20 protein-coding genes are annotated in these 19,913 nt (G+C 72.3%); 16 read left to right on the forward strand and 4 right to left on the reverse strand.

What is annotated here, in order from left to right:
- The first annotated feature begins 81 nt into the window (after window positions 1-81).
- On the forward strand, window positions 82-1,008 hold the full coding sequence (locus tag ACGF0J_RS15790; protein ID WP_393146192.1) for an endonuclease VII domain-containing protein: 927 nt from the start codon (window positions 82-84) through the stop codon (window positions 1,006-1,008).
- On the opposite strand, the gene ACGF0J_RS15795 is transcribed toward ACGF0J_RS15790, so the two are convergent.
- On the reverse strand, window positions 984-2,069 hold the full coding sequence (locus tag ACGF0J_RS15795; RefSeq protein WP_393146194.1) for a DNA polymerase IV: 1,086 nt from the start codon (window positions 2,067-2,069) through the stop codon (window positions 984-986). The two genes, ACGF0J_RS15790 and ACGF0J_RS15795, sit on opposite strands and share 25 nt — an antisense overlap.
- A gap of 454 nt (window positions 2,070-2,523) precedes the next feature.
- Here ACGF0J_RS15795 and prcB point away from each other — a divergent pair, with 454 nt between their 5' ends.
- From prcB to ACGF0J_RS15835, 8 genes are all read left to right on the forward strand, one after another.
- Window positions 2,524-3,372: a proteasome subunit beta gene (prcB, locus tag ACGF0J_RS15800; RefSeq protein ID WP_393146196.1), complete on the forward strand. Its 849-nt coding sequence runs from the start codon at window positions 2,524-2,526 to the stop codon at window positions 3,370-3,372.
- 20 nt (window positions 3,373-3,392) lie between these two features.
- Window positions 3,393-4,214, forward strand: coding sequence for a proteasome subunit alpha (prcA, locus tag ACGF0J_RS15805; RefSeq protein ID WP_393146198.1), 822 nt, complete (start codon window positions 3,393-3,395; stop codon window positions 4,212-4,214).
- Window positions 4,215-4,515: 301 nt separating this feature from the next.
- Complete coding sequence (locus tag ACGF0J_RS15810) at window positions 4,516-5,229, forward strand: SIMPL domain-containing protein (RefSeq protein ID WP_393146200.1); 714 nt, start codon at window positions 4,516-4,518, stop codon at window positions 5,227-5,229.
- 100 nt (window positions 5,230-5,329) lie between these two features.
- Window positions 5,330-5,878, forward strand: a complete 549-nt coding sequence (locus ACGF0J_RS15815; RefSeq protein ID WP_393146202.1) for a hypothetical protein — start codon at window positions 5,330-5,332, stop codon at window positions 5,876-5,878.
- A 165-nt stretch (window positions 5,879-6,043) separates the two neighbouring features.
- On the forward strand, window positions 6,044-7,402 hold the full coding sequence (gene pafA / locus ACGF0J_RS15820; protein ID WP_393146204.1) for a Pup--protein ligase: 1,359 nt from the start codon (window positions 6,044-6,046) through the stop codon (window positions 7,400-7,402).
- Window positions 7,403-7,478: 76 nt separating this feature from the next.
- Window positions 7,479-8,414, forward strand: coding sequence for an FKBP-type peptidyl-prolyl cis-trans isomerase (locus tag ACGF0J_RS15825; protein ID WP_393146206.1), 936 nt, complete (start codon window positions 7,479-7,481; stop codon window positions 8,412-8,414).
- A 104-nt stretch (window positions 8,415-8,518) separates the two neighbouring features.
- A complete protein-coding gene (locus ACGF0J_RS15830) occupies window positions 8,519-9,166 on the forward strand; it encodes a helix-turn-helix transcriptional regulator (RefSeq protein WP_393146208.1) in 648 nt (215 codons plus the stop codon).
- 27 nt (window positions 9,167-9,193) lie between these two features.
- The gene (locus tag ACGF0J_RS15835) at window positions 9,194-9,679 is read left to right on the forward strand and encodes a DUF3291 domain-containing protein (protein ID WP_393146210.1); all 486 of its coding nucleotides are present in this window, start codon (window positions 9,194-9,196) and stop codon (window positions 9,677-9,679) included.
- On the opposite strand, the gene ACGF0J_RS15840 is transcribed toward ACGF0J_RS15835, so the two are convergent.
- A complete protein-coding gene (locus ACGF0J_RS15840; RefSeq protein WP_393146211.1) occupies window positions 9,625-10,701 on the reverse strand; it encodes a DUF3866 family protein in 1,077 nt (358 codons plus the stop codon). The two genes, ACGF0J_RS15835 and ACGF0J_RS15840, sit on opposite strands and share 55 nt — an antisense overlap.
- Window positions 10,702-10,739: 38 nt before the next feature.
- Between ACGF0J_RS15840 and ACGF0J_RS15845 the strand changes: the two genes are divergently transcribed.
- The 7 genes from ACGF0J_RS15845 (at window position 10,740) to ACGF0J_RS15875 (ending at window position 17,806) form a co-directional block, all read left to right on the forward strand.
- Entirely contained in the window at window positions 10,740-11,702 is a 963-nt protein-coding gene (locus ACGF0J_RS15845; protein ID WP_393146213.1) for a helix-turn-helix transcriptional regulator, read from the forward strand.
- Window positions 11,699-12,664 (forward strand): helix-turn-helix transcriptional regulator, encoded by a 966-nt coding sequence (locus ACGF0J_RS15850; RefSeq protein ID WP_393146215.1) that lies wholly within the window; start codon window positions 11,699-11,701, stop codon window positions 12,662-12,664. The genes ACGF0J_RS15845 and ACGF0J_RS15850 overlap by 4 nt, the downstream gene beginning before the upstream one ends.
- Window positions 12,661-12,828 (forward strand): hypothetical protein, encoded by a 168-nt coding sequence (locus ACGF0J_RS15855; RefSeq protein WP_393146217.1) that lies wholly within the window; start codon window positions 12,661-12,663, stop codon window positions 12,826-12,828. Before ACGF0J_RS15850 ends, ACGF0J_RS15855 begins: the two co-directional genes overlap by 4 nt.
- Before the next feature lie 62 nt (window positions 12,829-12,890).
- Complete coding sequence (gene tatA / locus ACGF0J_RS15860; RefSeq protein WP_393146219.1) at window positions 12,891-13,223, forward strand: Sec-independent protein translocase subunit TatA; 333 nt, start codon at window positions 12,891-12,893, stop codon at window positions 13,221-13,223.
- Window positions 13,224-13,253: 30 nt separating this feature from the next.
- Window positions 13,254-14,108 carry a twin-arginine translocase subunit TatC gene (gene tatC / locus ACGF0J_RS15865; protein ID WP_393146221.1) on the forward strand — a complete coding sequence of 285 codons (855 nt, stop codon included), beginning with the start codon at window positions 13,254-13,256 and terminating at the stop codon, window positions 14,106-14,108.
- A gap of 16 nt (window positions 14,109-14,124) precedes the next feature.
- Window positions 14,125-15,009 carry a diacylglycerol/lipid kinase family protein gene (locus ACGF0J_RS15870; RefSeq protein ID WP_393146223.1) on the forward strand — a complete coding sequence of 295 codons (885 nt, stop codon included), beginning with the start codon at window positions 14,125-14,127 and terminating at the stop codon, window positions 15,007-15,009.
- Window positions 15,010-15,082: 73 nt separating this feature from the next.
- Entirely contained in the window at window positions 15,083-17,806 is a 2,724-nt protein-coding gene (locus tag ACGF0J_RS15875; protein ID WP_393146225.1) for a DEAD/DEAH box helicase, read from the forward strand.
- Between the two features lie 44 nt (window positions 17,807-17,850).
- Here the strand turns inward: ACGF0J_RS15875 and ACGF0J_RS15880 are convergent, their stop codons facing one another.
- Complete coding sequence (locus tag ACGF0J_RS15880; RefSeq protein ID WP_393146227.1) at window positions 17,851-18,420, reverse strand: nuclear transport factor 2 family protein; 570 nt, start codon at window positions 18,418-18,420, stop codon at window positions 17,851-17,853.
- Between the two features lie 47 nt (window positions 18,421-18,467).
- Window positions 18,468-19,775 (reverse strand): FAD-binding oxidoreductase, encoded by a 1,308-nt coding sequence (locus ACGF0J_RS15885; protein ID WP_393146229.1) that lies wholly within the window; start codon window positions 19,773-19,775, stop codon window positions 18,468-18,470.
- Between the last annotated feature and the right edge of the window lie 138 nt (window positions 19,776-19,913).

A 19,913-nucleotide genomic window follows, 5' to 3' on the forward strand; every position in this document is an offset into this window, starting at 1 on the left:
GTGGAAGCGCCTGAGGGGGTTAAGCGGTGCCCGGACTGTGGGGAGGAGAAGCCACTCTCCGCGTTCGGGCTCAACAAGCGCATGGCCGACGGGCGTGCGCGCTACTGCAAGATCTGCTTCGGGGCGCGCTCCAAGCAGAGCTACCGCAAGCGCAGGGCCGAACAGGGCAAGGCCGTACGGGAGCGGATCGATGTGCCGCCGGCGCACAAGTACTGCCCGCGCTGCGCCCGGGTGCTCCCGGAGACGGACTTCGGGCGCAATCGATCGACCAAGGACGGCCTGACAAGTTACTGCAAGCCATGTCATGCCCGAACGACGTTGGACAATCGGATCAAGAATCATGGAAGTGACCGGAACTACAAGCTGAAGCTTCGCTACGGAATCACCGAGAACGACTTCGAGCGCATGCTCGCCCGGCAGGGCGGGTTGTGCGCCGTCTGCCGGGCCGTGCCCGGTGCCTTCGTCGACCACTGCCACCGGACCGGCCGGGTGCGCGGCGTGCTCTGCTTCAACTGCAACAACGGGCTCGGACATTTCGGCGACAACACGGTGCTGCTGGAGCTGGCCGCCCTCTACCTGGAGGGGGAGGTGTTCCGGCCGGAGTTCGTGGTGCCGCCCCCGCCCCGGCGCGCCGGTGACGCGGCTCCGGGCCGGAGCCACCACCTGGCGCGGCGCTACGCCGTCCGGCACGAGGACGTCGAGCGCATGATCGCCGACCAGCACGGGCTGTGCACGGTGTGCTGGGACCGGCCGCCCGAGCATGTCGACCACTGCCATCGCACGGGGCGCGTGCGCTTCGTGCTGTGCCTGCCGTGCAACACCGGCCTCGGGCAGTTCCGCGACGACCCCGCCGTGGTGCGGCGGGCGCTGACGTACGTGGAGGCGGCCCTGCCGGTGCAGGCGGACGAGTACGCGGACCGCGTGCTCGCGCCGGAGGAGGTGACGCGGCTGGACCGGGCCGACGAGGAGGCGCGGTCGGAGTTCTACTCCAAGGTGGTCAGGGTGTAGGGCTCGTCGGCGGGTGGCGCGTACTCGACGGAGACCCCGAGCAGCCGCACCGGGCGGGTGAGGTCGAAGCGGTCCAGCGCGGCGAGGGCGGCGCGCGTCAGCATGGCGGGGTCGGCGGTGGGGCCGGGCAGCTTGGACTGGCGGGTGCGGGTGAGGAAGGGCGCGAACCGTACCTTGACCGTGACGCGGACGGCGGCGCGCCCCTCGGCGGCGGCGTCGTGGGCGACCTGCTCGGCGAGTGCGGCCACCCGGGCGGAGATGTCGCGGGGGTCGGTGAGGTCCTCGGGAAAGGTGGTCTCGCGGCCGTGGCCGCGCGGCACCCACGGGGTGGTGGTGACCTGTGTCTCGCCTCTGCCCTGGGCGAGGTAGCGCAGCCAGGGGCCGTTGGTGGGGCCGAAGCGGCGGGCCAGCTCGGCGGGGTCGGCGGCGGCGAGCCGGCCGACGGTGTCCAGGCCGAGGGCGGCGAGTTTGCGTGCGGTCCTGGCGCCGATGCCCCACAGGGCGTCGGTGGGCCGGTGGTGCATGACCTCGGCCCATTCGGCGCCGGTGAGCCGGTGGACTCCGGCGGGTTTGGCGAGGGCGGAGGCGAGCTTGGCCTGGTGCTTGTTGTCGCCGATGCCGACGGAGCACGACAGGCGGGTGGCGTCGAGCACGGCCTGTCGCAGGTCGTGGGCGAGGGCTTCGGGGTCGTCGGTGGTGGCGCCGACGAACGCCTCGTCCCAGCCCCACACCTCGACCTTCACCGGGAAGCTCCGCAGGACGGCCATGACGCGCTCGGAGGCGGCCTCGTAGGCGGGCGGGTCGCTGGGCAGGAAGACGGCGTCCGGGCAGCGTCTGAGCGCGGTGCGCAGCGGCATGCCGGAGTGGACGCCGTACGCGCGTGCCTCGTAGGTGGCGGTGGCGGCGACGGTGCGCGGCCTGGTGGGGTCGCCGGAGCCGCCGACGACGACGGGGCGGCCGCGCAGCTCGGGGTGGCGCAGCAGCTCGACGGCGGCGATGAACTGGTCGAGGTCGACGTGCAGCACCCAGTCGCGCGCGGCCGGGCCGGACCGGGTGGTCATGCTGCCAGTATCACCCGGCCCCGGCCCCCCGGGGGGGGGGGGGGGCGCCCCCCGGGGGGGGGGGGGCCCGCCGCGGGGGGGGGGGGGGGGGGGGGTTGGGGGGGGGGGGCGGGGGGGGGGGGCGGCCGCGCGGGGGGGGGGGGGGGGGGGGGGGGTCGCCCCCGCGCCCCCCCCCCCCCCCCCCCGCCGCGGGGGGGGGGGGCGCCCCCCCCCGGGGGGGGGGGGCCCCCCGCCGCCTGGCGGGCGGCGCGGTGACGGTGAGCGCCTGTTCGCGCGGGGTGGGAGGCACTCGTGCGCGGGGGTGGGAGACGCTCGTGCGGTGGCGCGGTGTTCACGGCGCGTAAAGAAACGATCTGGTGACCCGGTTCGCCGTGAGCTGATCGTGGGAAGTGCAGACAGCAACCCAACATGAGTAGGGTCGCCCTAGGAACACTGACCTTTGGGAGGGAGTCGCGTGGCATCGCACAGGGATCTGCCCGCCAGCTTGGTGAACCATCTTTTCAGCAACACGGGGAGTTCGTCGTTCACGGAGTTCGTGGGTTCGTACGCGCCCGAGTTGCTGCCGCAGCGGGACAGCGTCCTGGCCACTCCGATCGGTGACCAGGTGCCGCACGCGACCACGATCGTGGCCGCCACCTTCGCCGGTGGCGTGGCGGTGGCGGGTGACCGGCGGGCCACCTCGGGCAACATCATCTCCCAGCGTGACATCGAGAAGGTGTTCCGCACCGACGACTACTCCTGCATGGGCATCGCGGGCACGGCCAGCACCGGCATCGAGATGGCCCGCCTCTACCGGGTGGAGCTGGAGCACTACGAGAAGATGGAGGGCCGCACGCTGTCGGTGGCGGGCAAGGCCAACCGGCTGGCCACGATGATCCGCGGCAATCTCGGCATGGCGATGCAGGGGCTGGTGGTGGTGCCGCTGTTCGCGGCCTACGACGCCGACCGTGACGCGGGGCGGATCTTCAGCTACGACGTGGCGGGCGGGCCGTACGAGCGGGAGCGGTTCGACGCGATCGGCTCCGGTTCGATCTTCGCGCGGGGTTCGCTGAAGAAGCTCTACCGTGAGGGCGCCTCGGCCGACGACATGGTGATGACGCTGATCCAGGCGCTGTACGACGCGGCCGACGACGATTCGGCGACCGGCGGGCCCGACGTGACGCGCAAGATCTGGCCGATCGTGTCGGTGATCGACGCCGACGGTTACCGCCGGCTGGCGGAGGAGGAGGTCACGGGCTACGTCGAGCAGATGCTCGAGGCGCGCCTGATCTCTCCCGACGGCCCCATCGCCCCGCTGCGCTAGAGAGGATCATCACGGTGTCCATGCCTTTCGGATATGCGTCCCCTGAGCAGATCATGCGGGACAAGGCGGACTACGCGCGTAAGGGCATCGCGCGGGGCCGCAGCGTCGTCGTGCTGCAGTACGAGCACGGCATCCTGTTCGTGGCGCCCAACCCGTCGCGGGCGCTGCACAAGATCAGCGAGATCTACGACCGCATCGGGTTCGCGGCGGTCGGCCGCTACAACGAGTTCGAGGAGCTGCGGCTCGGCGGCATCCGCTACGCCGACATCAACGGCTACACCTATGACCGCTCCGATGTGACGGGCCGTGGCCTGGCCAACCTCTATGCCTCCAACCTGGGCCGCATCTTCACCGAGTCGATCAAGTCGCTGGAGGTGGAGGTCGTGGTCGCCGAGGTGGGTGACACGCCCGACGGTGACGCGATCTACCGGCTGACGTTCGACGGTTCGGTGTTCGACGAGCACGGCTTCGCGGCGATGGGGGGTCAGGCCGAGGCGGTGGCGACCCGGCTGAAGGAGCACTATCGGGAAGGTATGCCGCTCGGTGACGCGCTGGAGGTGGCGCTGACGGCGCTGACCGAGCCGGGGGGTGAGCGGCCGCCGGTGGGGCAGCTGGAGGTGGCGGTTCTGGACCGCACGCGGGAGCACCGCAAGTTCCTGCGGCTGGTGGGGCCGCGCCTGGAGCGGCTGCTGGCGCAGGGTGCCGGCGCGGCGTCGGCCACGGGCGCGGAGCCGGCGGAGCCGGCCGGGCAGTCGCAGCCGTCAGAGCCGTCCCAGCCGGGGGAGGCGCCTCCGCCCACCGCTCCCGACGGCGACGTGGACGACGGCTCCTCGCCGCTGTAGCGGCCCAGGCGCCCGTGCCCCGGGCGCTGGTCCAGGTGCCCGTGCCGTGGGCACTGGCTGCAGGCGCCCGTGCCTTGGGCACTGGTTCAGGTGCCTGTGCCCCCGGGCACTGGCTGCAGGCGCCCGTGCCGTGGGCGCTGGCTCGGGCGCTCGCGCCCGGCGGGTTGCGGGGTGGATGAGGGCGGGGGAGTGCAAAGGGAGGCGGGGCCGCTACCCCGCCTCTTCCCGTTCTCGGTCAAGTCTCGGCGTCGTGGGGTGTGGGTGGCGCGGCGTGCGGCCGGTCCGGTGGTGCCATGTGGTCATGACCAAGTTGAGTGTCGTCCTGGCCTGCACGGCCTTCACCCTCCTGGGGGCGCAGGCCGCTCCCGCGCTGGCCCTGTCCGGGTCCGCCTCCGCCCCGCCGGCCGTGGCGAGCGGGCGGGCCGAGATCACCGTCACCGGCCGGGGCAGCGTGTCGGCCACGCCGGACGCCATGCGCCTGTACGTGGGCGTCGAGGTGCACAAGGGCCGGGCCTCCGAGGCGTTCGCGGCCGTCAAGACCGCGCGGGCCAAGCTGACCCGGGCGCTGGCCTCGGTCGGCATCGCCTCGGCCGACATGCAGACGAGCGGCCTCGGGTTCGGGGCGGCCTACCAGCAGGACGGCGTCAAGGTGGCGGGCTACCAGGCGTCGCAGAGCGTCCAGGTGCTGCTGCGTGACCTGTCGAAGGCCGACGCGGTGGTCGACGCCGTCGCGGCGGTGGGCGAGGACGTCAGGATCAACGGCATCTCGTTCGAGGTCTCGAAGGTGGAGTCGCTCGTCGCCAAGGCGCGGGCGGCGGCCTACCGGGACGCGCTCGTCAGGGCTCAGGAGTACGCGTCGCTGAGCGGGCGCAGGCTGGGCCGCGTCGTCAAGCTGGAGGAGGAGAGCGACACGCCGACGTCCCGGTTCGCCGCGCTGGCGGCGGACCAGTCGTTCATCAGCCCCGGTGAGGGTGCGGTCCACGTGACGGTTCGGGCGGTGTACGAGCTGATCTGACGCGCAGGGCCTCTCCCGCCTGCCTCGGCCCCGTCCGGTGTGATCTGAATCACTGTCGTGGTGGCGAACCGGGCGGGACGGCCGGGGATCTGACCAGATCATGGAGACCTTCTCGCGTGTCCTGCTCGCGGGCGGCGCTGCCGCGGCCCTGGTTCTGACGTCCGGCGCGGTGGTGATGAGCGCCTCGGCCGCCGTGGGCGCCGCCGCCCCGATCGTGGTGCGGGCGGCCCCCGACGACCGGGCGCCGAAGATCTTCGGCACGACCTTCCAGGCGGACCCGGGGCATGACTTCACCCAGCGGATCCGGTCCCGCCGCGACGGCATCCTGCGCGGCCGGGTCACGCACGTGCGCGGCGGAGTGGCCGAGTACGAGCCGATCAGGTGGAAGCGGGGCACCCGCACCGAGGGGCGGTTCGTCGGCCCGCCGGAGGGGGACGTGATGGCCTACGCCTCCCGCCTGTCGCGTGGCCTGGTCTACCTGTCGGCCCTCGGCTGCGGGAAGGCCGGGACGGACCTGACGGTCGACCGCGCCGGTCTGGGGGTCAAGCGCTGCCCCCGTTCGATCGTGGCCGAGCGGCTGCGGCGTCCCGCGCTGATCACGGTGCGCGGGGGCGCCGTCGTGAAGATCCAGGAGATCTACACGCCGTAGCGGATCGCCGCCCGCCGGGCCCGCTGGAAGCCCGGCAGGGAGCCTGGCGGGGCGGCCGGTGGGAAGGCTGGCGGGGCGGCCGGTGGGAAGCCCGGTGGGGGCCCGGCGGCAAAACACGCCGCAAGATCTCTCCCGTTGGCCGATCCGTGGGCATAGTGTGAGGTGATGGATCGTCGCATCTTCGGGCTGGAGAACGAGTACGGCGTGACCTGCACGTTCCGGGGGCAGCGCAGGCTGTCGCCGGACGAGGTCGCGCGCTACCTGTTCCGGCGGGTCGTGTCCTGGGGCCGATCGAGCAACGTCTTCCTCCGCAACGGCGCACGCCTGTACCTCGACGTAGGCAGCCATCCCGAATACGCAACACCCGAGTGTGACAACGTCATCGAGCTCGTCACCCACGACAAGGCGGGCGAGCGCATCCTTGAGGGCCTTCTCGTCGACGCCGAGAAGCGCCTGCGCGAGGAGGGCATCGCCGGCGACATCTACCTGTTCAAGAACAACACCGACTCGGCGGGCAACTCCTACGGCTGTCACGAGAACTACCTCGTGGGCAGGCACGGCGAGTTCGGCCGGCTGGCCGACGTCCTGATCCCGTTCCTGGTGACGCGGCAGATCATCTGCGGTGCCGGCAAGGTGCTGCAGACGCCGCGCGGCGCCGTCTACTGCGTGTCGCAGCGGGCCGAGCACATCTGGGAGGGTGTCTCCAGCGCCACCACGCGCAGCAGGCCGATCATCAACACGCGTGACGAGCCGCACGCCGACGCGGAGCGGTTCCGTCGCCTGCACGTCATCGTGGGCGACTCCAACATGAGCGAGTCGACCATGCTGCTCAAGGTGGGGGCGACCGACCTGGTGCTGCGCATGATCGAGGCGGGCACGGTGATGCGTGACCTGTCGTTGGAGAACCCGATCCGGGCGATCCGCGAGGTGTCGCATGACATGACCGGCCGCAGGCGGGTGCGGCTGGCCAACGGCCGTGAGGCGTCGAGCCTGGAGATCCAGCAGGAGTACCTGTCGAAGGCGAAGGACTTCGTCGACCGGCGCGGCGGCGACCCGATCGCCAAGCGGGTGCTGGAGTTGTGGGAGCGCACGCTGACCGCGGTCGAGACGGGCAACCTCGATCTGGTGGCCCGGGAGATCGACTGGGTGACGAAATACCAGCTGATCGAGCGTTACCGGAAGAAGTACGACCTGCCGCTGTCGTCGCCGCGGGTGGCGCAGCTCGACCTGGCCTACCATGACGTGCACCGCAAGCGGGGCCTGTACTACCTGCTGCAGAAGCGGGGTTCGGTGGAGCGGGTGGCGTCCGATCTGAAGATCTTCGAGGCGAAGTCGGTGCCGCCGCAGACGACCCGGGCGCGGCTGCGGGGTGAGTTCATCCGCAAGGCGCAGGAGAAGCGGCGCGACTTCACGGTCGACTGGGTGCATCTGAAGCTGAACGACCAGGCGCAGCGCACGGTGTTGTGCAAGGACCCGTTCCGCAGCGTCGACGAGCGGGTGGACAAGTTGATCGCCGGAATGTAACCGCGTGGTTTACCTCGGCCCTACCTGGTTGTCGGATAGGGTGACGCGAATCTGACGTCTTTTCCGAGGGAAATCCATGCGCCGCGCAATGGCCGCGATGGCCGCCGTGCCTTTGATCTTTTTCGCCGCCGCCTGCGGCTCCGATTCGGGCGGCGGTGGCGCCGCTCAGAGTCAGCCGGCCGGGGTGAAGGTCACCGGCAACGTGGGCGCCAAGCCCACGGTGACCTTCCCCGCCGGCACGCCCGCCAGCAAGTCGTCGTACGAGGTGCTGAGTGCCGGCACCGGTCCGGCGATCAAGGCCGGCGACAAGCTGATCGTCAATCTGACGGTCTACGACTGGGACGGCAAGCAGAACCCGTTCCAGGGTTCGACGTACGACAACAAGCAGCCGGAGACCATTCCGGTGGACGAGCAGTTGCCGCCGGTGCTGCGCGACGGCTTCACCAAGGTCAAGCACGGCGGGCGGCTGCTGGCGGTGCTGGCGGCCGACGCGTCGCAGCAACAGCAGCAGCAGTCGCAGCAGCCGACGCCGCCGACCAAGGTGTTCGTGCTGGATGTCGTCGGCTCGCCGCCCACGCCGCTGAAGGCCGCCACGGGCAAGGACACCGGCGAGACGCTCAAGGGCGTCAAGGTGGACAGTCCGGGCGGTGACAAGGCGCCGGCGCTGACCACGAAGACGAAGGACAAGCCGGCCAAGGAGCTGGTGGTCAAGACGCTGATCGAGGGCACCGGCAAGAAGGTGGAGCCGGGCAACACGCTGACGGTGCACTACACGGGCAAGATCTGGGGCACGGACAAGGAGTTCGACTCGAGCTGGGGCAAGGGCGAGCCGGCGTCGTTCCCGCTGGGCAACGTCATCCAGGGCTGGCAGAAGGGTCTGGCCGGGGTGCCGGTCGGCAGCCGGGTCGTGATGAGCATCCCGCCGGATCTCGGGTACGGGGCGCAGGAGCAGCAGAACATCCCGGCCAACAGCACGCTGGTGTTCGTGGTGGACGTGCTGGCCGCGTACTGACGGTTTCGCGCTGACGGTTTCGCGGCGCACGGGCCCGGCGGCTGGGTGCCGCCGGGCCTTTCGGCGTCCCGGTGGGGGCGTTGGAGGGGCCTAGACTCCGGGTCGTGAGCGATGACGACCTGGACGCCCTGGCCCTGCTGCACGATCCGGTGCGGCGCAGCCTGTACGAGGCCGTGGCGGGCAGCGGCGGGGAGGTGGGCCGGGCGGAGGCGGCCGAGGCGGCGGGGGTGTCGAGGACGCTGGCCGGGCACCATCTCGACCGGCTGGTGGAGGCGGGGCTGCTGGAGAGCGGGTTCAGGCGGCCGGAGCGTGGTGGGCCGGGCAGTGGCCGGCCGGCCAAGGTGTACCGCAGGGCGGCGGGGGAGCGGTCGGTGAGCCTGCCGCCGCGCGAGTACGGGGTGCTGGCGTCGGTGCTGGCGTCGGTGGTGGACGGGCTGGGCGCCGAGGAGGAGGCCGAGCGGGCGGCCCGGGCGGCGGGTGAGCGGCTGGGCCGTGGGCGTCGGGGTGAGCCGGTCGAGGAGGTGCTGCGGGCGCGCGGCTACGAGCCGTACGCGCAGCGGGGGCGGCTGAGGTTGCGCAACTGCCCGTTCCATGCCCTGTCGAGGGAGCAGCCGCTGCTGGTGTGCTCGATGAACCTGGCGCTGTGCCGGGGTCTGCTGGAGGGGCTGGGGGAGGACCCGGGCCGGGCGGTGCTGGATCCGCTGCCGGGGGAGTGCTGTGTGTCACTCACTTCTAAAACAAATGAAGATTGACATAGAAGGGCGGGGGGTGGTCTGCTGATGTCCATGCATCTCGCCCAGCTCAACGTCGCGCACCTGCGCGCGCCCATCGACGCCCCCGAGCTCGCCACGTTCGTCGAGCTGCTGGAGCCGATCAACGACCTCGCCGACGCCGCCCCCGGCTTCGTCTGGCGGCTCAAGGAGAGCGAGGAGGACCCCACCGCTACCGTCGCGCACGAGTACGGCGACCACCTGCTGGTCAACTTCTCGGTGTGGGACTCGATCGAGAACCTGTGGAACTTCGTCTACCGCAGCACTCACCTGGGCGTGCTGCGCCGCCGCAGGGAGTGGTTCCTGCGCGTGGCGGAGCCGTACAGCGTGATGTGGTGGGTGCCGGAGGGCACCGTTCCCACCCTGGCCGAGGCCATGGCACGCCTCGGCCACCTCAAGGCCGAGGGTCCGAGCCCGGCGGCCTTCACCTTCCAGGAGCCCTACGACAGCAGCGAGGCGGCGAACCTGCCCGCCGCCGCCGAGGTCAGGAAGTAGGCCAGGTCCTCCTCCAGCCCCCGCCCCATCGTCGACAGCCGCACCGGCGACTCCCGCAGCGCCTCGTGCAGCCCGTCCACCGGCACGGGCACCAGCTCGTGCCGGACGGCCAGCAGCTCGGCCTGGTCGCGGACCCGCTCGCCGAACTCGCCCGGCAGCATCGGCACCGGCACGTGCGCGCGGGACAGCGCCACCCGCCCGTAGGCGGTCAGCGAGTGGTGCGACACGCCGAGGTGCCGCTCACGCAGGTCGCTCTCGCTGACCCGCAGCGCCGCCACCGGCCGCCCGAGCAGCACGGCCGCGGCGTTGACCGCCTCGCCCGCCGAGACGCCCGAGAACCCCCACCGGGTGCCCGTGCCGAGGTTGCCCGGCCCCTGCGCCACCACAGCCACGTCGGCCCGCAGCACGTGCCGGGCCGCCAGGAGGCCGGTGTGGGTGGTGACCGCCTCCACGTCGCCGCCGAAGGACTGGCCGACGGTCACCACCCCGGCCAGCCAGCCGATCTCCCGCAGCCGCGCGCACGCCATCGAGAACCACGCGGGCAGCGCCCCGCCGTCCTGCATCACGTACGCCACCCGCGGGCCGGGCGCGCCGCCGTGGCCGTCGTACAGGCCGCACAGGATCGGCGGCAGCGCCGAGTGCAGGTCGGCCACCACGACCGGCATCCCGTCCAGCGAGTCGGCCTCGCGCAGGATCTCGTGGTGGGGGGAGTCCTGCTCGTCCGCGCCGAGCACCGTGGCCTGCAGCGGCGTGTAGCGCGCCTTCACCAGGTGCCCCGGGCCCTCAGGATCTTGCGGCAAACGGTTCGGGACGGCCACCACCATGGCGTAACCTCCCGTACCGAGACCCATCGCGAGTGCCGTCGTGTTGAGCAGCACCTCGTCGCCGGGTTCCGGGCGGCCCACCAGGGCCGGATAGGCCAGCGCCCGGCACCGCCCCTCGGGCACGGCGACGTCCAGCTCCACCGCCCCCGGCCACTCGCGCCGGATCCGTACGACCTCGCCCTTGCGCCATCTGATCACGGGGGCAGGGTAGCGTCGATGAAGGAGGAGTGAGGCAGATGTCGCGCCGTAAGACCGAGCGGCTGCTCAATCTCGTGATCTGCCTGCTCGCCACCCGGCGGCCCTTGTCGGCCGAGCAGATCCGCCACGCGGTGCCCGGCTACGACCGCGACGGCGACGAGGCGTTCCAGCGGATGTTCGAGCGGGACAAGAACGAGCTGCGCGAGATCGGCATCCCCATCGACGTGGTCCGCGACCCGTGGGAGGAGGAGCCGGGCTACCGCATCCAGCGCCAGTCGTACGAGCTGCCCGAGATCACCCTGGAGCCCGACGAGGCGGCCGTGCTGGGCCTGGCCGCGCAGGTGTGGCAGCGCGCCAGCCTCGCCGAGGCCGCCTCGGGCGCGCTGCTGAAGCTGCGCGCCGGGGGCGTGGCCACCGACGAGAGCATCGGCGGCGGCGCCGGCACCGGCGCGCTGGAGTTGCGCGTCGACACCCGCGACCCGGCCTTCCCCGCCCTGTGGAACGCCGTGCGCGACCGGCGGGTGGTCCGCTTCGACTACCGCGGCGCCGGCAGCGAGAACGTCCGCGAGCGCACCGTGGAGCCGTGGGGCGTGGTCAGCCGGCGCGGCCGCTGGTACCTGGCCGGCTTCGACCGTGACCGCCGGGCGCCGCGCGCGTTCCGGCTGAGCCGCATCACCGGGCAGGTCGTCACCGTCGGCAGGCCGGGCGCCGTCGAAGTGCCCGAGGGGATCGACCTGCGGGCCATGGTCGGCTTCCCCGAGGAGCCGGCGCCGGAGCGCACCGCGCTCATCCGCGTCCGGCAGGGCGCCTGTGAGGGGCTGCGGCAGCTCGCCACGGCCGTCCACCCCGGCTGCGAGGGCTGGGACGAGGCGGAGCTGGTCTTCGCCGACACCGAGCGGCTGGCCGGCTGGATGGCCAGCCTCGGCGCCGACGTGGAGGTGGTCGAGCCGCCCGACGTCCGCGAGGCCGTCGTCCGCCGACTGAAGGGAGCGCTGGCATGAGCGGGTCCGCCGACCGGCTGCCGAGACTGCTGGCCCTCGTCCCGTACCTGATGTCCCACCCGGGCGCGCAGGTCGGCGAGGTGGCCGAGGTGTTCGGGCTGAGCGAGAAGCAGCTCATCGACGACCTGCAGCTCGTGTGGATGTGCGGGTTGCCCGGTCACACGCCGGGCGATCTCATCGACGTGTCCTGGGACGGCGGCGAGATCGTCATCGACAACGCCGACACCATCGCCAGGCCGCTGCGGCTCGGCATCGACGAGGCCAGCGCGTTGCTGGTGGCGCTGCGGATGCTGGCCGCCATGCCGGAGCTGGCCGAGGTGCCGGGCGACGCGCTGCCCCGGGTGACGGCCAAGCTGGAACGGGCGGCGGGCGAGGGCGCCGCCGAGGTGAGCAGCCAGGTCGCGGTGGACGTCGACGCGGCCCCCGACGCGCTGCCCCGCGTCCGCGACGGGCTGACCCGGCGGCGCAGGCTGTCGCTGCGCTACTACGTGCCCGGCCGCGACGAGGTGACGCCGCGCGAGGTGGACCCCATGCGGCTGGTGGTGGCCGACGGCCGCACCTACCTGGAGGGCTGGTGCTACCGGGCCGAGGCGATGCGGCTGTTCAGGCTCGACCGGGTGCTCGGCGTCGACGTGCTGGACGTGCCCGCCGACCCGCCCGCCGAGGCCGAGCCGATCGACGTCACGCGGGGGGTCTTCCGGCCCTCGCCGACCGACGAGCTGGTCGAGCTGGAGGTGAGCGCGGCCGGGCGGTGGGTGGCCGAGTACTACCCGTGCGAGCGGCTCACCGAGCTGGGCGAGGGGCGGCTGCGGATCGCGCTGCGCGCCCGCGACGAGGACTGGATCGTCAAGCTGGCGCTGCGGCTGGGCGACACCGGCCGGGTCGTCTCGCCGCCCGCGATGGCCGAGCGGGTCCGGGCGCAGGCCGAGCGGGCGCTGGCGCTGTACGCTCATCGGCCATGACGTGGATCATTCTCGCCGCCGGGCTGGGCGTGGCGGGCGTGCTCGTGCTGCTGGTCGCGGGCGCCCGCGTCATCGCGGCGGCACGTAGGCTGAACAGGGAGGTCGCCGGCGCGCGGGCGCGGCTCGGGGCGGATGACGGCCAGAATTCACTCTCCAGAGGATGAGACACATGCTCGGGGAGCGTACGATCGTGCCTGAAAAGGCACTAGCCCGGTAAGGACGTGACATGCCGAACCTCGGAGTCCCCGAACTTCTGATCATCGCCCTGGTGCTCATCCTGCTGTTCGGCGCCAAGAAGCTGCCCGAGATGGCGCGCGGAGTGGGCCGGTCCCTGCGCATCTTCAAGTCCGAGACGGCCAAGCTGCGCGACGACGACGACGACCCGGCGGGCAGCCAGGCCACGGCCCAGACCACGGCTCAGGCCACGGTGCAGCCGCAGCCGATCGCGCCCGCGCAGCCGGTGGCGCCCGCGCAGCCCTCCGCCGAGGAGCAGGCCCGCCAGCTCGAGGAGCAGGCCGCCCGGCTGCGCGCCGGCACCCAGGCCGACAAGCGCGCCTGACCCGTCCCTACTCCTCACCTGGACTGTCAGATGGCGCTGCTCAAACGGTCGAACGGTAGCGGGCCCACCCCGGATCCCGAGGGCCGGATGCCGCTCATGGACCACCTGCGGGAGCTGCGTAACCGGCTGCTCGTCGCGACGATCGCGCTGGTCGGCGGCCTCATCGTGGGCTGGATCTTCTTCGACCCGGTGTGGGAGTTCGTCAAGGCCCCCTACTGCGAGACCGAGCAGGCGAAGATGCTGCGCGACAACACCTGCACGCTCGTCTTCAGCGGCATCTTCCAGTCCTTCTTCCTCACCCTGAAGGTCTCCGCGCTGGTCGGCGTGGTGGCGTCGTCGCCCGTCTGGCTCTACCAGATCTGGGCGTTCGTCACCCCGGCCCTCTACCGCAACGAGAAGCGCTACTCGGTCACCTTCATGGCGCTGGCGATCCCGCTGTTCCTGCTCGGCGCGGCGCTCGCCTACATCGTCATGGACACCAGCCTCGCGATCCTGCTCGGCTTCGCGCCCAGCGACGCGGTGGCGGCCGTGCAGATCGACGAGTACGTCAGCTACGTGCTCATCATGCTGGTGATCTTCGGCATCTCCTTCGAGCTGCCGCTGCTGCTGGTGTTCCTCAACATCATCGGCGTGCTGCCCCGCTCCACGGTGAAGAAGCACCGCCGTACGGTGATCTTCGGGATGTTCGTGTTCGGCGCGATCATCACGCCGGGCGGCGACCCCATCACCATGATGGCGCTCGCCGCGCCGATGATCATCCTGTACTTCGTGGCGGAGGGGTTCATGTACCTGCGCGAGAAGCGGTCGCCGGACGCCGAGGACTACTCGCACCTGTCCGACGACGAGGCCTCGCCGCTGGAAGAGGATTCCGGTCCGGCGCGATAGGCGATACGTTCCGGGCGTGTCCCCTCAACTCGTCGTGCTCGTCAACCCCGCGGCCCGTGGCGGCCGTACCCTGCGACTGCTGGAGCCCGTGGTCCGCCGCCTGCGGGCGGGCGGCGCCGAGGTGGCGGTGATCACCGGCCGTGACGCCGCCGACGCCCTGGAGCGGGCCTGCGCCGCGGTGGCCGAACGTCCCGACGCGCTCGTCGCCTTCGGCGGCGACGGGCTGGTGCACCTGGCCGTGCAGGCCGTGGCCGGCACCGACGTGCCGCTCGGCATCATTCCCGCCGGCACCGGCAACGACATCGCCGCCGCGCTCGGCCTGCCGCGCAAGGACCCGATGGCGGCCGCCCGCACGGTGCTGCGGATGCGGTCGCGGCCGGTCGACGCCGCCGCCGTCAGCGCGGGCCGGGTCGAGGAGCTGTTCGCCGGGGTGGTGTGCTGCGGCTTCGACGCGCGGGTGAACGAGCGCGCCAACCGGCTCACCTGGCCGCCGGGGATGGCGCGCTACCTGGTGGCCGTGGCCGAGGAGCTGCGCGGCTTCCGGCCCATCCCGTTCCGGATCACGCTCGACGGCGTCACGTCCGAACGGGAGGCGATGCTGGTCGCGGTGGCCAACACCGGCTCCTACGGCGCGGGCATGCGGGTGTGCCCCGACGCCCGGCCCGACGACGGGCTGCTCGACGTGATGGTGCTGGGCGCCGTCGGCAAGGGGGAGTTCCTGCGCGTCTTCCCCAGCGTCTACCGGGGCACGCACGTGACCCATCCCGCGGTGTCGATCACCCGGGTGCGGAGCGTGCGGCTGGAGGCCCCGGACGTGGTGGCCTACGCCGACGGCGAACGGGTGGGGCCGGGGCCGGTGTCCTGCGAGGTGCGGCCGGGGGCGCTCCGGGTGCTCGTATGAAATCTACTTTGTAAAGGCAGTCGCGTGATCACCGGGACCGGACCGGAATGCTGGTTTCGGTAGGCTGGCCGTTATGACGACGCCAGCGGAACGCTACGCGGCCTTCCGCGAGAAGTTCGGGGACGACGGGGCCGCATTCAGATCGTTCCGAGGTCTGTACGACTTCCAGCTCGACGACTTCCAGGTGGACGCCTGCCGGGCACTGGAAGCCGGCGACGGGGTCCTGGTGGCCGCGCCCACCGGCTCGGGCAAGACGGTCGTCGGCGAGTTCGCCGTGCACCTCGCGCTGGAACAGGGCCGCAAGTGCTTCTACACCACTCCCATCAAGGCGCTGTCCAACCAGAAGTACAACGACCTGGTCAAGCGCTACGGCACCGGCAAGGTGGGCCTGCTGACCGGCGACAACAGCGTCAACGGCGACGCCCCGATCGTGGTCATGACCACCGAGGTGCTGCGCAACATGCTCTACGCCGGGTCGGCGACGCTGGCCGGGCTGGGCTTCGCCGTCATGGACGAGGTGCACTACCTCGCCGACCGGTTCCGCGGCGCGGTGTGGGAAGAGGTCATCATCCACCTGCCCGAATCGGTCCGGCTGGTGGCGTTGTCGGCCACCGTCAGCAACGCCGAGGAGTTCGGCGAGTGGCTGGGCGAGGTGCGCGGCGACACCACCGTCATCGTGGACGAGCACCGGCCGGTGCCGCTGTGGCAGCACATGATGGTCGGCAACCGCGTCTACGACATGTTCATGACCGACGACGACGTGCCACGTATCAACCCCACGCTGATGCGGGTCACCCGCGACGCCGAGCGGCTCACCGCCGGCCGGGGCCGGCGCGGCTACGGCCGTCCGCAGCGTTCCCGCCCGCCGGACCGCGCCCAGGTGATCGAGAAGCTCGACGCCGAGGGGCTGCTGCCGGCGATCACGTTCATCTTCTCCCGCGCCGGTTGCGACGCGGCCGTCATGCAGTGCCTGCACGCCGGCATCCGGCTCACCACCGAGCGGGAGCAGCACGAGATCAGGCAGCTCGTCGACGAGCGCACCGCGCACCTGCCCGACGAGGACCTGGCCGTCCTCGGGTACCTCGAGTGGCGCGACTGCCTGGAGCGCGGGCTGGCCGCCCACCACGCGGGCATGCTGCCCGCGTTCAAGGAGGTCGTCGAGGAGCTGTTCACCCGCGGCCTGGTCAAGGCGGTCTTCGCCACCGAGACGCTCGCGCTCGGCATCAACATGCCCGCCCGCAGCGTCGTCATCGAGAAGCTCGACAAGTGGAACGGCGAGAGCCACGCCGACCTCACGCCCGGCGAGTACACCCAGCTCACCGGCCGGGCCGGGCGGCGCGGCATCGACATCGAGGGCCACGCCGTGGTGCTGTGGCAGCCGGGCATGGACCCGCTGTCGGTCGCCGGGCTGGCCGGCACCCGCACCTACCCGCTGCGCTCCAGCTTCCAGCCGTCCTACAACATGGCCGTCAACCTGGTCGGCCAGTTCGGCCGCGAGCGGGCCCGCACCCTGCTGGAGGAGTCGTTCGCGCAGTTCCAGGCCGACCGGGCGGTCGTCGGGCTGGCCAAGCAGCTACGCAAGCACGAGGAGGCCCTGGCGGGCTACCAGCAGGCGATGACCTGCCACCTGGGCGACTTCACCGAGTACGCCGGGCTGCGGCGGCGACTGTCGGACCGCGAGGCCGAGCTGTCGCGCCAGCGCGGCGCCGCACGGCGGGCGGCGGCCGTCCGGTCGCTGGAGGCGCTGCAGCCGGGCGATGTCATCCGGGTGCCCGGGGGGCGCCGGGCGGGCCTGGCGATCGTGCTCGACCCGGGCCGCAACCCGCGCGGCCACGGCCCGAGCCCGCTGGTGCTGACGATCGGCAAGCAGGTCAAGAAGCTCGACCCGGCCGACTTCCCGGTGCCCGTCGAGCCGATCGAGAAGCTGCGCATCCCGAAGAACTTCAACGGCCGCTCCCCGAAGGAGCGGGCCAACCTCGTCTCCACGCTGCTCGCCAAGATCGGCGACCGCGACCTCGGCAAGCCGCCGCGGGCCCGCGACCACACCGTGGAGGACGAGGAGATCAACGAGCTTCGGCGGCGCATCCGGCAGCACCCGTGCCACGGCTGCGACGAGCGCGAGGAGCACGCCCGCTGGGCCGAGCGCTACCACAAGCTGCTGCGCGAGACCGAGGGGCTGCGGCGGCGCGTCGAGGGGCGCTCCCACGTCATCTCCCGCACCTTCGACCGCATCTGCTCGGTGCTCGAACAGCTCGGCTACCTGCACGACGAGACGGTCACCGACGAGGGCCGGCGCCTCGGCCGCCTCTACACCGAGCTCGACCTGCTGACCGCCGAGTGCCTGCGCAGCGGGCTGTGGGAGAAGCTGGAGCCGGCGGAGCTGGCCGCGTGCGTGTCGGCGCTGGTGTTCGAGTCGCGGCAGGCCGACGACGCCCGCCGCCCGCGCCTGCCGGCCGGGCGGGCGCAGGACGCGCTGACCGCGATGATCCGGCTGTGGGGCGAGCTGGAGGGCATCGAGTCCGACCACGGCCTCGACACCATCCGCGAGCCCGACCTGGGCTTCGCCTGGGCGGCGTTCCGGTGGACGAAGGGGCACAGCCTCGACGCGGTGCTCATGGACGGCGTCAACGGCAACGAGCTGGCGGCGGGCGACTTCGTCCGATGGATCAAGCAGCTGATGGACCTGCTCGGGCAGCTCGGCAACGCCGCCCCGCCGGACAGCAGGATCAAGCAGACGGCGTCCAAGGCGATCGACGCGATGCGCCGCGGCGTCGTCGCCTATTCCTCGCTGACCTAGAGGCGGCCTGCTCGATCTCCCCGTCCGGCGCTCCGGCGGCGCGGTCAGGAGCCGGAGCCCCAGCCGCGCGGCGGGGCGAACTTGCCCTGGCGCAGGGTCCAGTACTCGGCGTTGCGGCTGACCCGCGCGTGCCGGTCGAACGTCATGACGTTCGTCTCGATGATGGTCATCCACTTGCCGCCGCCCTTGAGGGTGATCCACAGCTCCACCGCGGCGCGGTCGCCCTGGATGACAGGCTCGCCGTAGCGGGTGGTGACGTCGGACTGCCCCTTGGTGATGCCACGCCAGTACTTCCTGATGGCCGCACGCCCCACGAACGTGCGGTCACGGTCGCCGGGCACCTCCTGGTAGACGGCGTCGCGGGTGAAGAGCTTGCCGACGGCCACGTCGTCCTTGTCCTTCCACGCCTGGAGATAGCGCTCCACCCAGCCGATGACGGTGGCGCGGTCCAGGCGGGGGGAGCGGGCGTCCGCCGCCGTCGAGTGGCCGGTCACGGACGCGGCGGGGGCCGCGGCGAGCGCCGCCGGTGCGCCGGTGACGGCACCCGGGAGGGTGATGGTCGCGGCCAGCGCGGCGGCGGTGGCCAGGGCGCGGGCGGTTCGCTTGGTGATCACAGGGTTCTCCTTCAGGATTCGTGACAAGGGATCGAAACGTCGGCTGGTCAGCCGAGGACGGGGAAGTTGCTGCGGAACGTCCCCCGGGGGTCGAGGGTCCGCTTGACAGAGCGGAGCTGGGCCAGGTTCTGCGCGGTGAAGGCGCTCGCGGCGCGCTCACCCGGCGCCAGGAAGGTGAACGGCTTGCGGCCGGTGGTGTGCGGGATGAGGGCGTCGGCCAGCTCGGTCTGACGGTCACCCACGGCGGCGCCGCCGTCCTGGCCCGGGATGCCGAACATGTAGAGGGCGAACGGCTCCTCCAGGTGGCCCGCGGCCGTGTCCGTCGGGCGGGCGAGGGCGCCGCCGAGGTGGCGGAGCTGGACGCTGAGCAGGGGGGCGATGGGGCGTTCGAGCACCGCGGCGGCGACCTCGTCGGTCAGGCCGGTCAGCAGCTCGGCGCGGGAACGGCCGGGGCCGGGGTCGGTGGGCTCCGCGGTGATCGAGCCCAGCTCCGCGACCGGCAGCAGGGCGCGGGAGTCGGAGATGACGCCGGGGATCTTCTCCAGGGGCCGCAGCAGGGTCTCGGCGCCGCCGCCGTCGCCGAGGAAGGTGGCGTCGATCGCGACCAGCGGGGCGGCGCCGGGGAACTGCAGCAGCTCGTACCAGACGGTCAGCTCGTCGGGGGCCTCGGCGGTGATCTCGCGGTAGGCGTCCAGCACGGCGGGGGCCAGCTCGGCCGGCCACATCATGCGCCCGCCGTACAGGACCGGCGCCGGGTGCAGGTCGAACTCGACCGCGGTGACGACGGCGAAGTCGCCGCCGCCGCCCCGCAGCGCCCAGAACAGCTCGGGGTCGGACTCGGCGGTCACCCGGGCGCGGGCTCCGACGGCGTCGACGACCTCGAAGGCGCGGACGCTGCTGGAGGCGAACCCGTGCTTGCGGCTGAACCAGCTCAGGCCGCCGCCGAGGGTGTAGCCGGTGACGGTGACCGCCGGGCTGCTGCCGGCCAGCCCGGTCAGGCCGTACGGGCTCGCGGCCTGAAGGACGCTGCCCCACGACACGCCGGCCCCCGCACGGGCGACCCGGGCGCCGGGGTCGATGTGCAGCTCGTCCAGGCGTCCGGTGCGCAGCAGGATCAGGTCGGCGGCGTCGCCTGAGGCGCCGTGCCCGCTGGGCTGGGTGGTCACGGTCAGGCCGGCCAGGCGGGCGTAGCGGATCAGCGCCGCCACGTCGTCGGCGTCGGCCGCCTCGACCACAGCCCGTACGGGCTGCTCGACCGCGCGGTTCCACGGGCGCCGCGCCTGCTCGAACCCCTCGTCCCCGGCGACCAGCACCTTGCCGCGGAGTACGGTGCGCAGCTCGTTGTGGAGGCTCATGACATCTTCCTTTCGTCGCCGGTCCGTCGGCGGTCCGTCGTCGCTTCGTTGTCGGTGGCTCCACTGTCGCGGTCGGCGGCTGGGGTCGGACTGGGGTCGAGCTGGGGTGCCGTATGGTGGGGTTTCGAATGTTTCGGG

This window comes from Nonomuraea sp. NPDC047897 (assembly GCF_043204415.1).
Classification (GTDB): Bacteria; Actinomycetota; Actinomycetes; order Streptosporangiales; family Streptosporangiaceae; genus Nonomuraea.

Excerpts from the sequence above, each read along its gene's own strand:
- ACGF0J_RS15845 (WP_393146213.1), top strand. The coding sequence starts at position 10,740 with ATGTCGCGCCGTAAGACCGAGCGGCTGCTCAATCTCGTGATCTGCCTG.
- ACGF0J_RS15855 (WP_393146217.1), top strand. The coding sequence starts at position 12,661 with ATGACGTGGATCATTCTCGCCGCCGGGCTGGGCGTGGCGGGCGTGCTC.
- ACGF0J_RS15835 (WP_393146210.1), top strand. The coding sequence starts at position 9,194 with ATGTCCATGCATCTCGCCCAGCTCAACGTCGCGCACCTGCGCGCGCCC.
- ACGF0J_RS15810 (WP_393146200.1), top strand. The coding sequence starts at position 4,516 with ATGACCAAGTTGAGTGTCGTCCTGGCCTGCACGGCCTTCACCCTCCTG.
- ACGF0J_RS15885 (WP_393146229.1), bottom strand. The coding sequence starts at position 19,775 with ATGAGCCTCCACAACGAGCTGCGCACCGTACTCCGCGGCAAGGTGCTG.
- pafA (WP_393146204.1), top strand. The coding sequence starts at position 6,044 with ATGGATCGTCGCATCTTCGGGCTGGAGAACGAGTACGGCGTGACCTGC.
- ACGF0J_RS15825 (WP_393146206.1), top strand. The coding sequence starts at position 7,479 with ATGCGCCGCGCAATGGCCGCGATGGCCGCCGTGCCTTTGATCTTTTTC.
- ACGF0J_RS15790 (WP_393146192.1), top strand. The coding sequence starts at position 82 with ATGGCCGACGGGCGTGCGCGCTACTGCAAGATCTGCTTCGGGGCGCGC.
- ACGF0J_RS15795 (WP_393146194.1), bottom strand. The coding sequence starts at position 2,069 with ATGACCACCCGGTCCGGCCCGGCCGCGCGCGACTGGGTGCTGCACGTC.
- ACGF0J_RS15850 (WP_393146215.1), top strand. The coding sequence starts at position 11,699 with ATGAGCGGGTCCGCCGACCGGCTGCCGAGACTGCTGGCCCTCGTCCCG.
- ACGF0J_RS15875 (WP_393146225.1), top strand. The coding sequence starts at position 15,083 with ATGACGACGCCAGCGGAACGCTACGCGGCCTTCCGCGAGAAGTTCGGG.
- tatC (WP_393146221.1), top strand. The coding sequence starts at position 13,254 with ATGGCGCTGCTCAAACGGTCGAACGGTAGCGGGCCCACCCCGGATCCC.
- tatA (WP_393146219.1), top strand. The coding sequence starts at position 12,891 with ATGCCGAACCTCGGAGTCCCCGAACTTCTGATCATCGCCCTGGTGCTC.
- ACGF0J_RS15815 (WP_393146202.1), top strand. The coding sequence starts at position 5,330 with ATGGAGACCTTCTCGCGTGTCCTGCTCGCGGGCGGCGCTGCCGCGGCC.
- prcA (WP_393146198.1), top strand. The coding sequence starts at position 3,393 with ATGCCTTTCGGATATGCGTCCCCTGAGCAGATCATGCGGGACAAGGCG.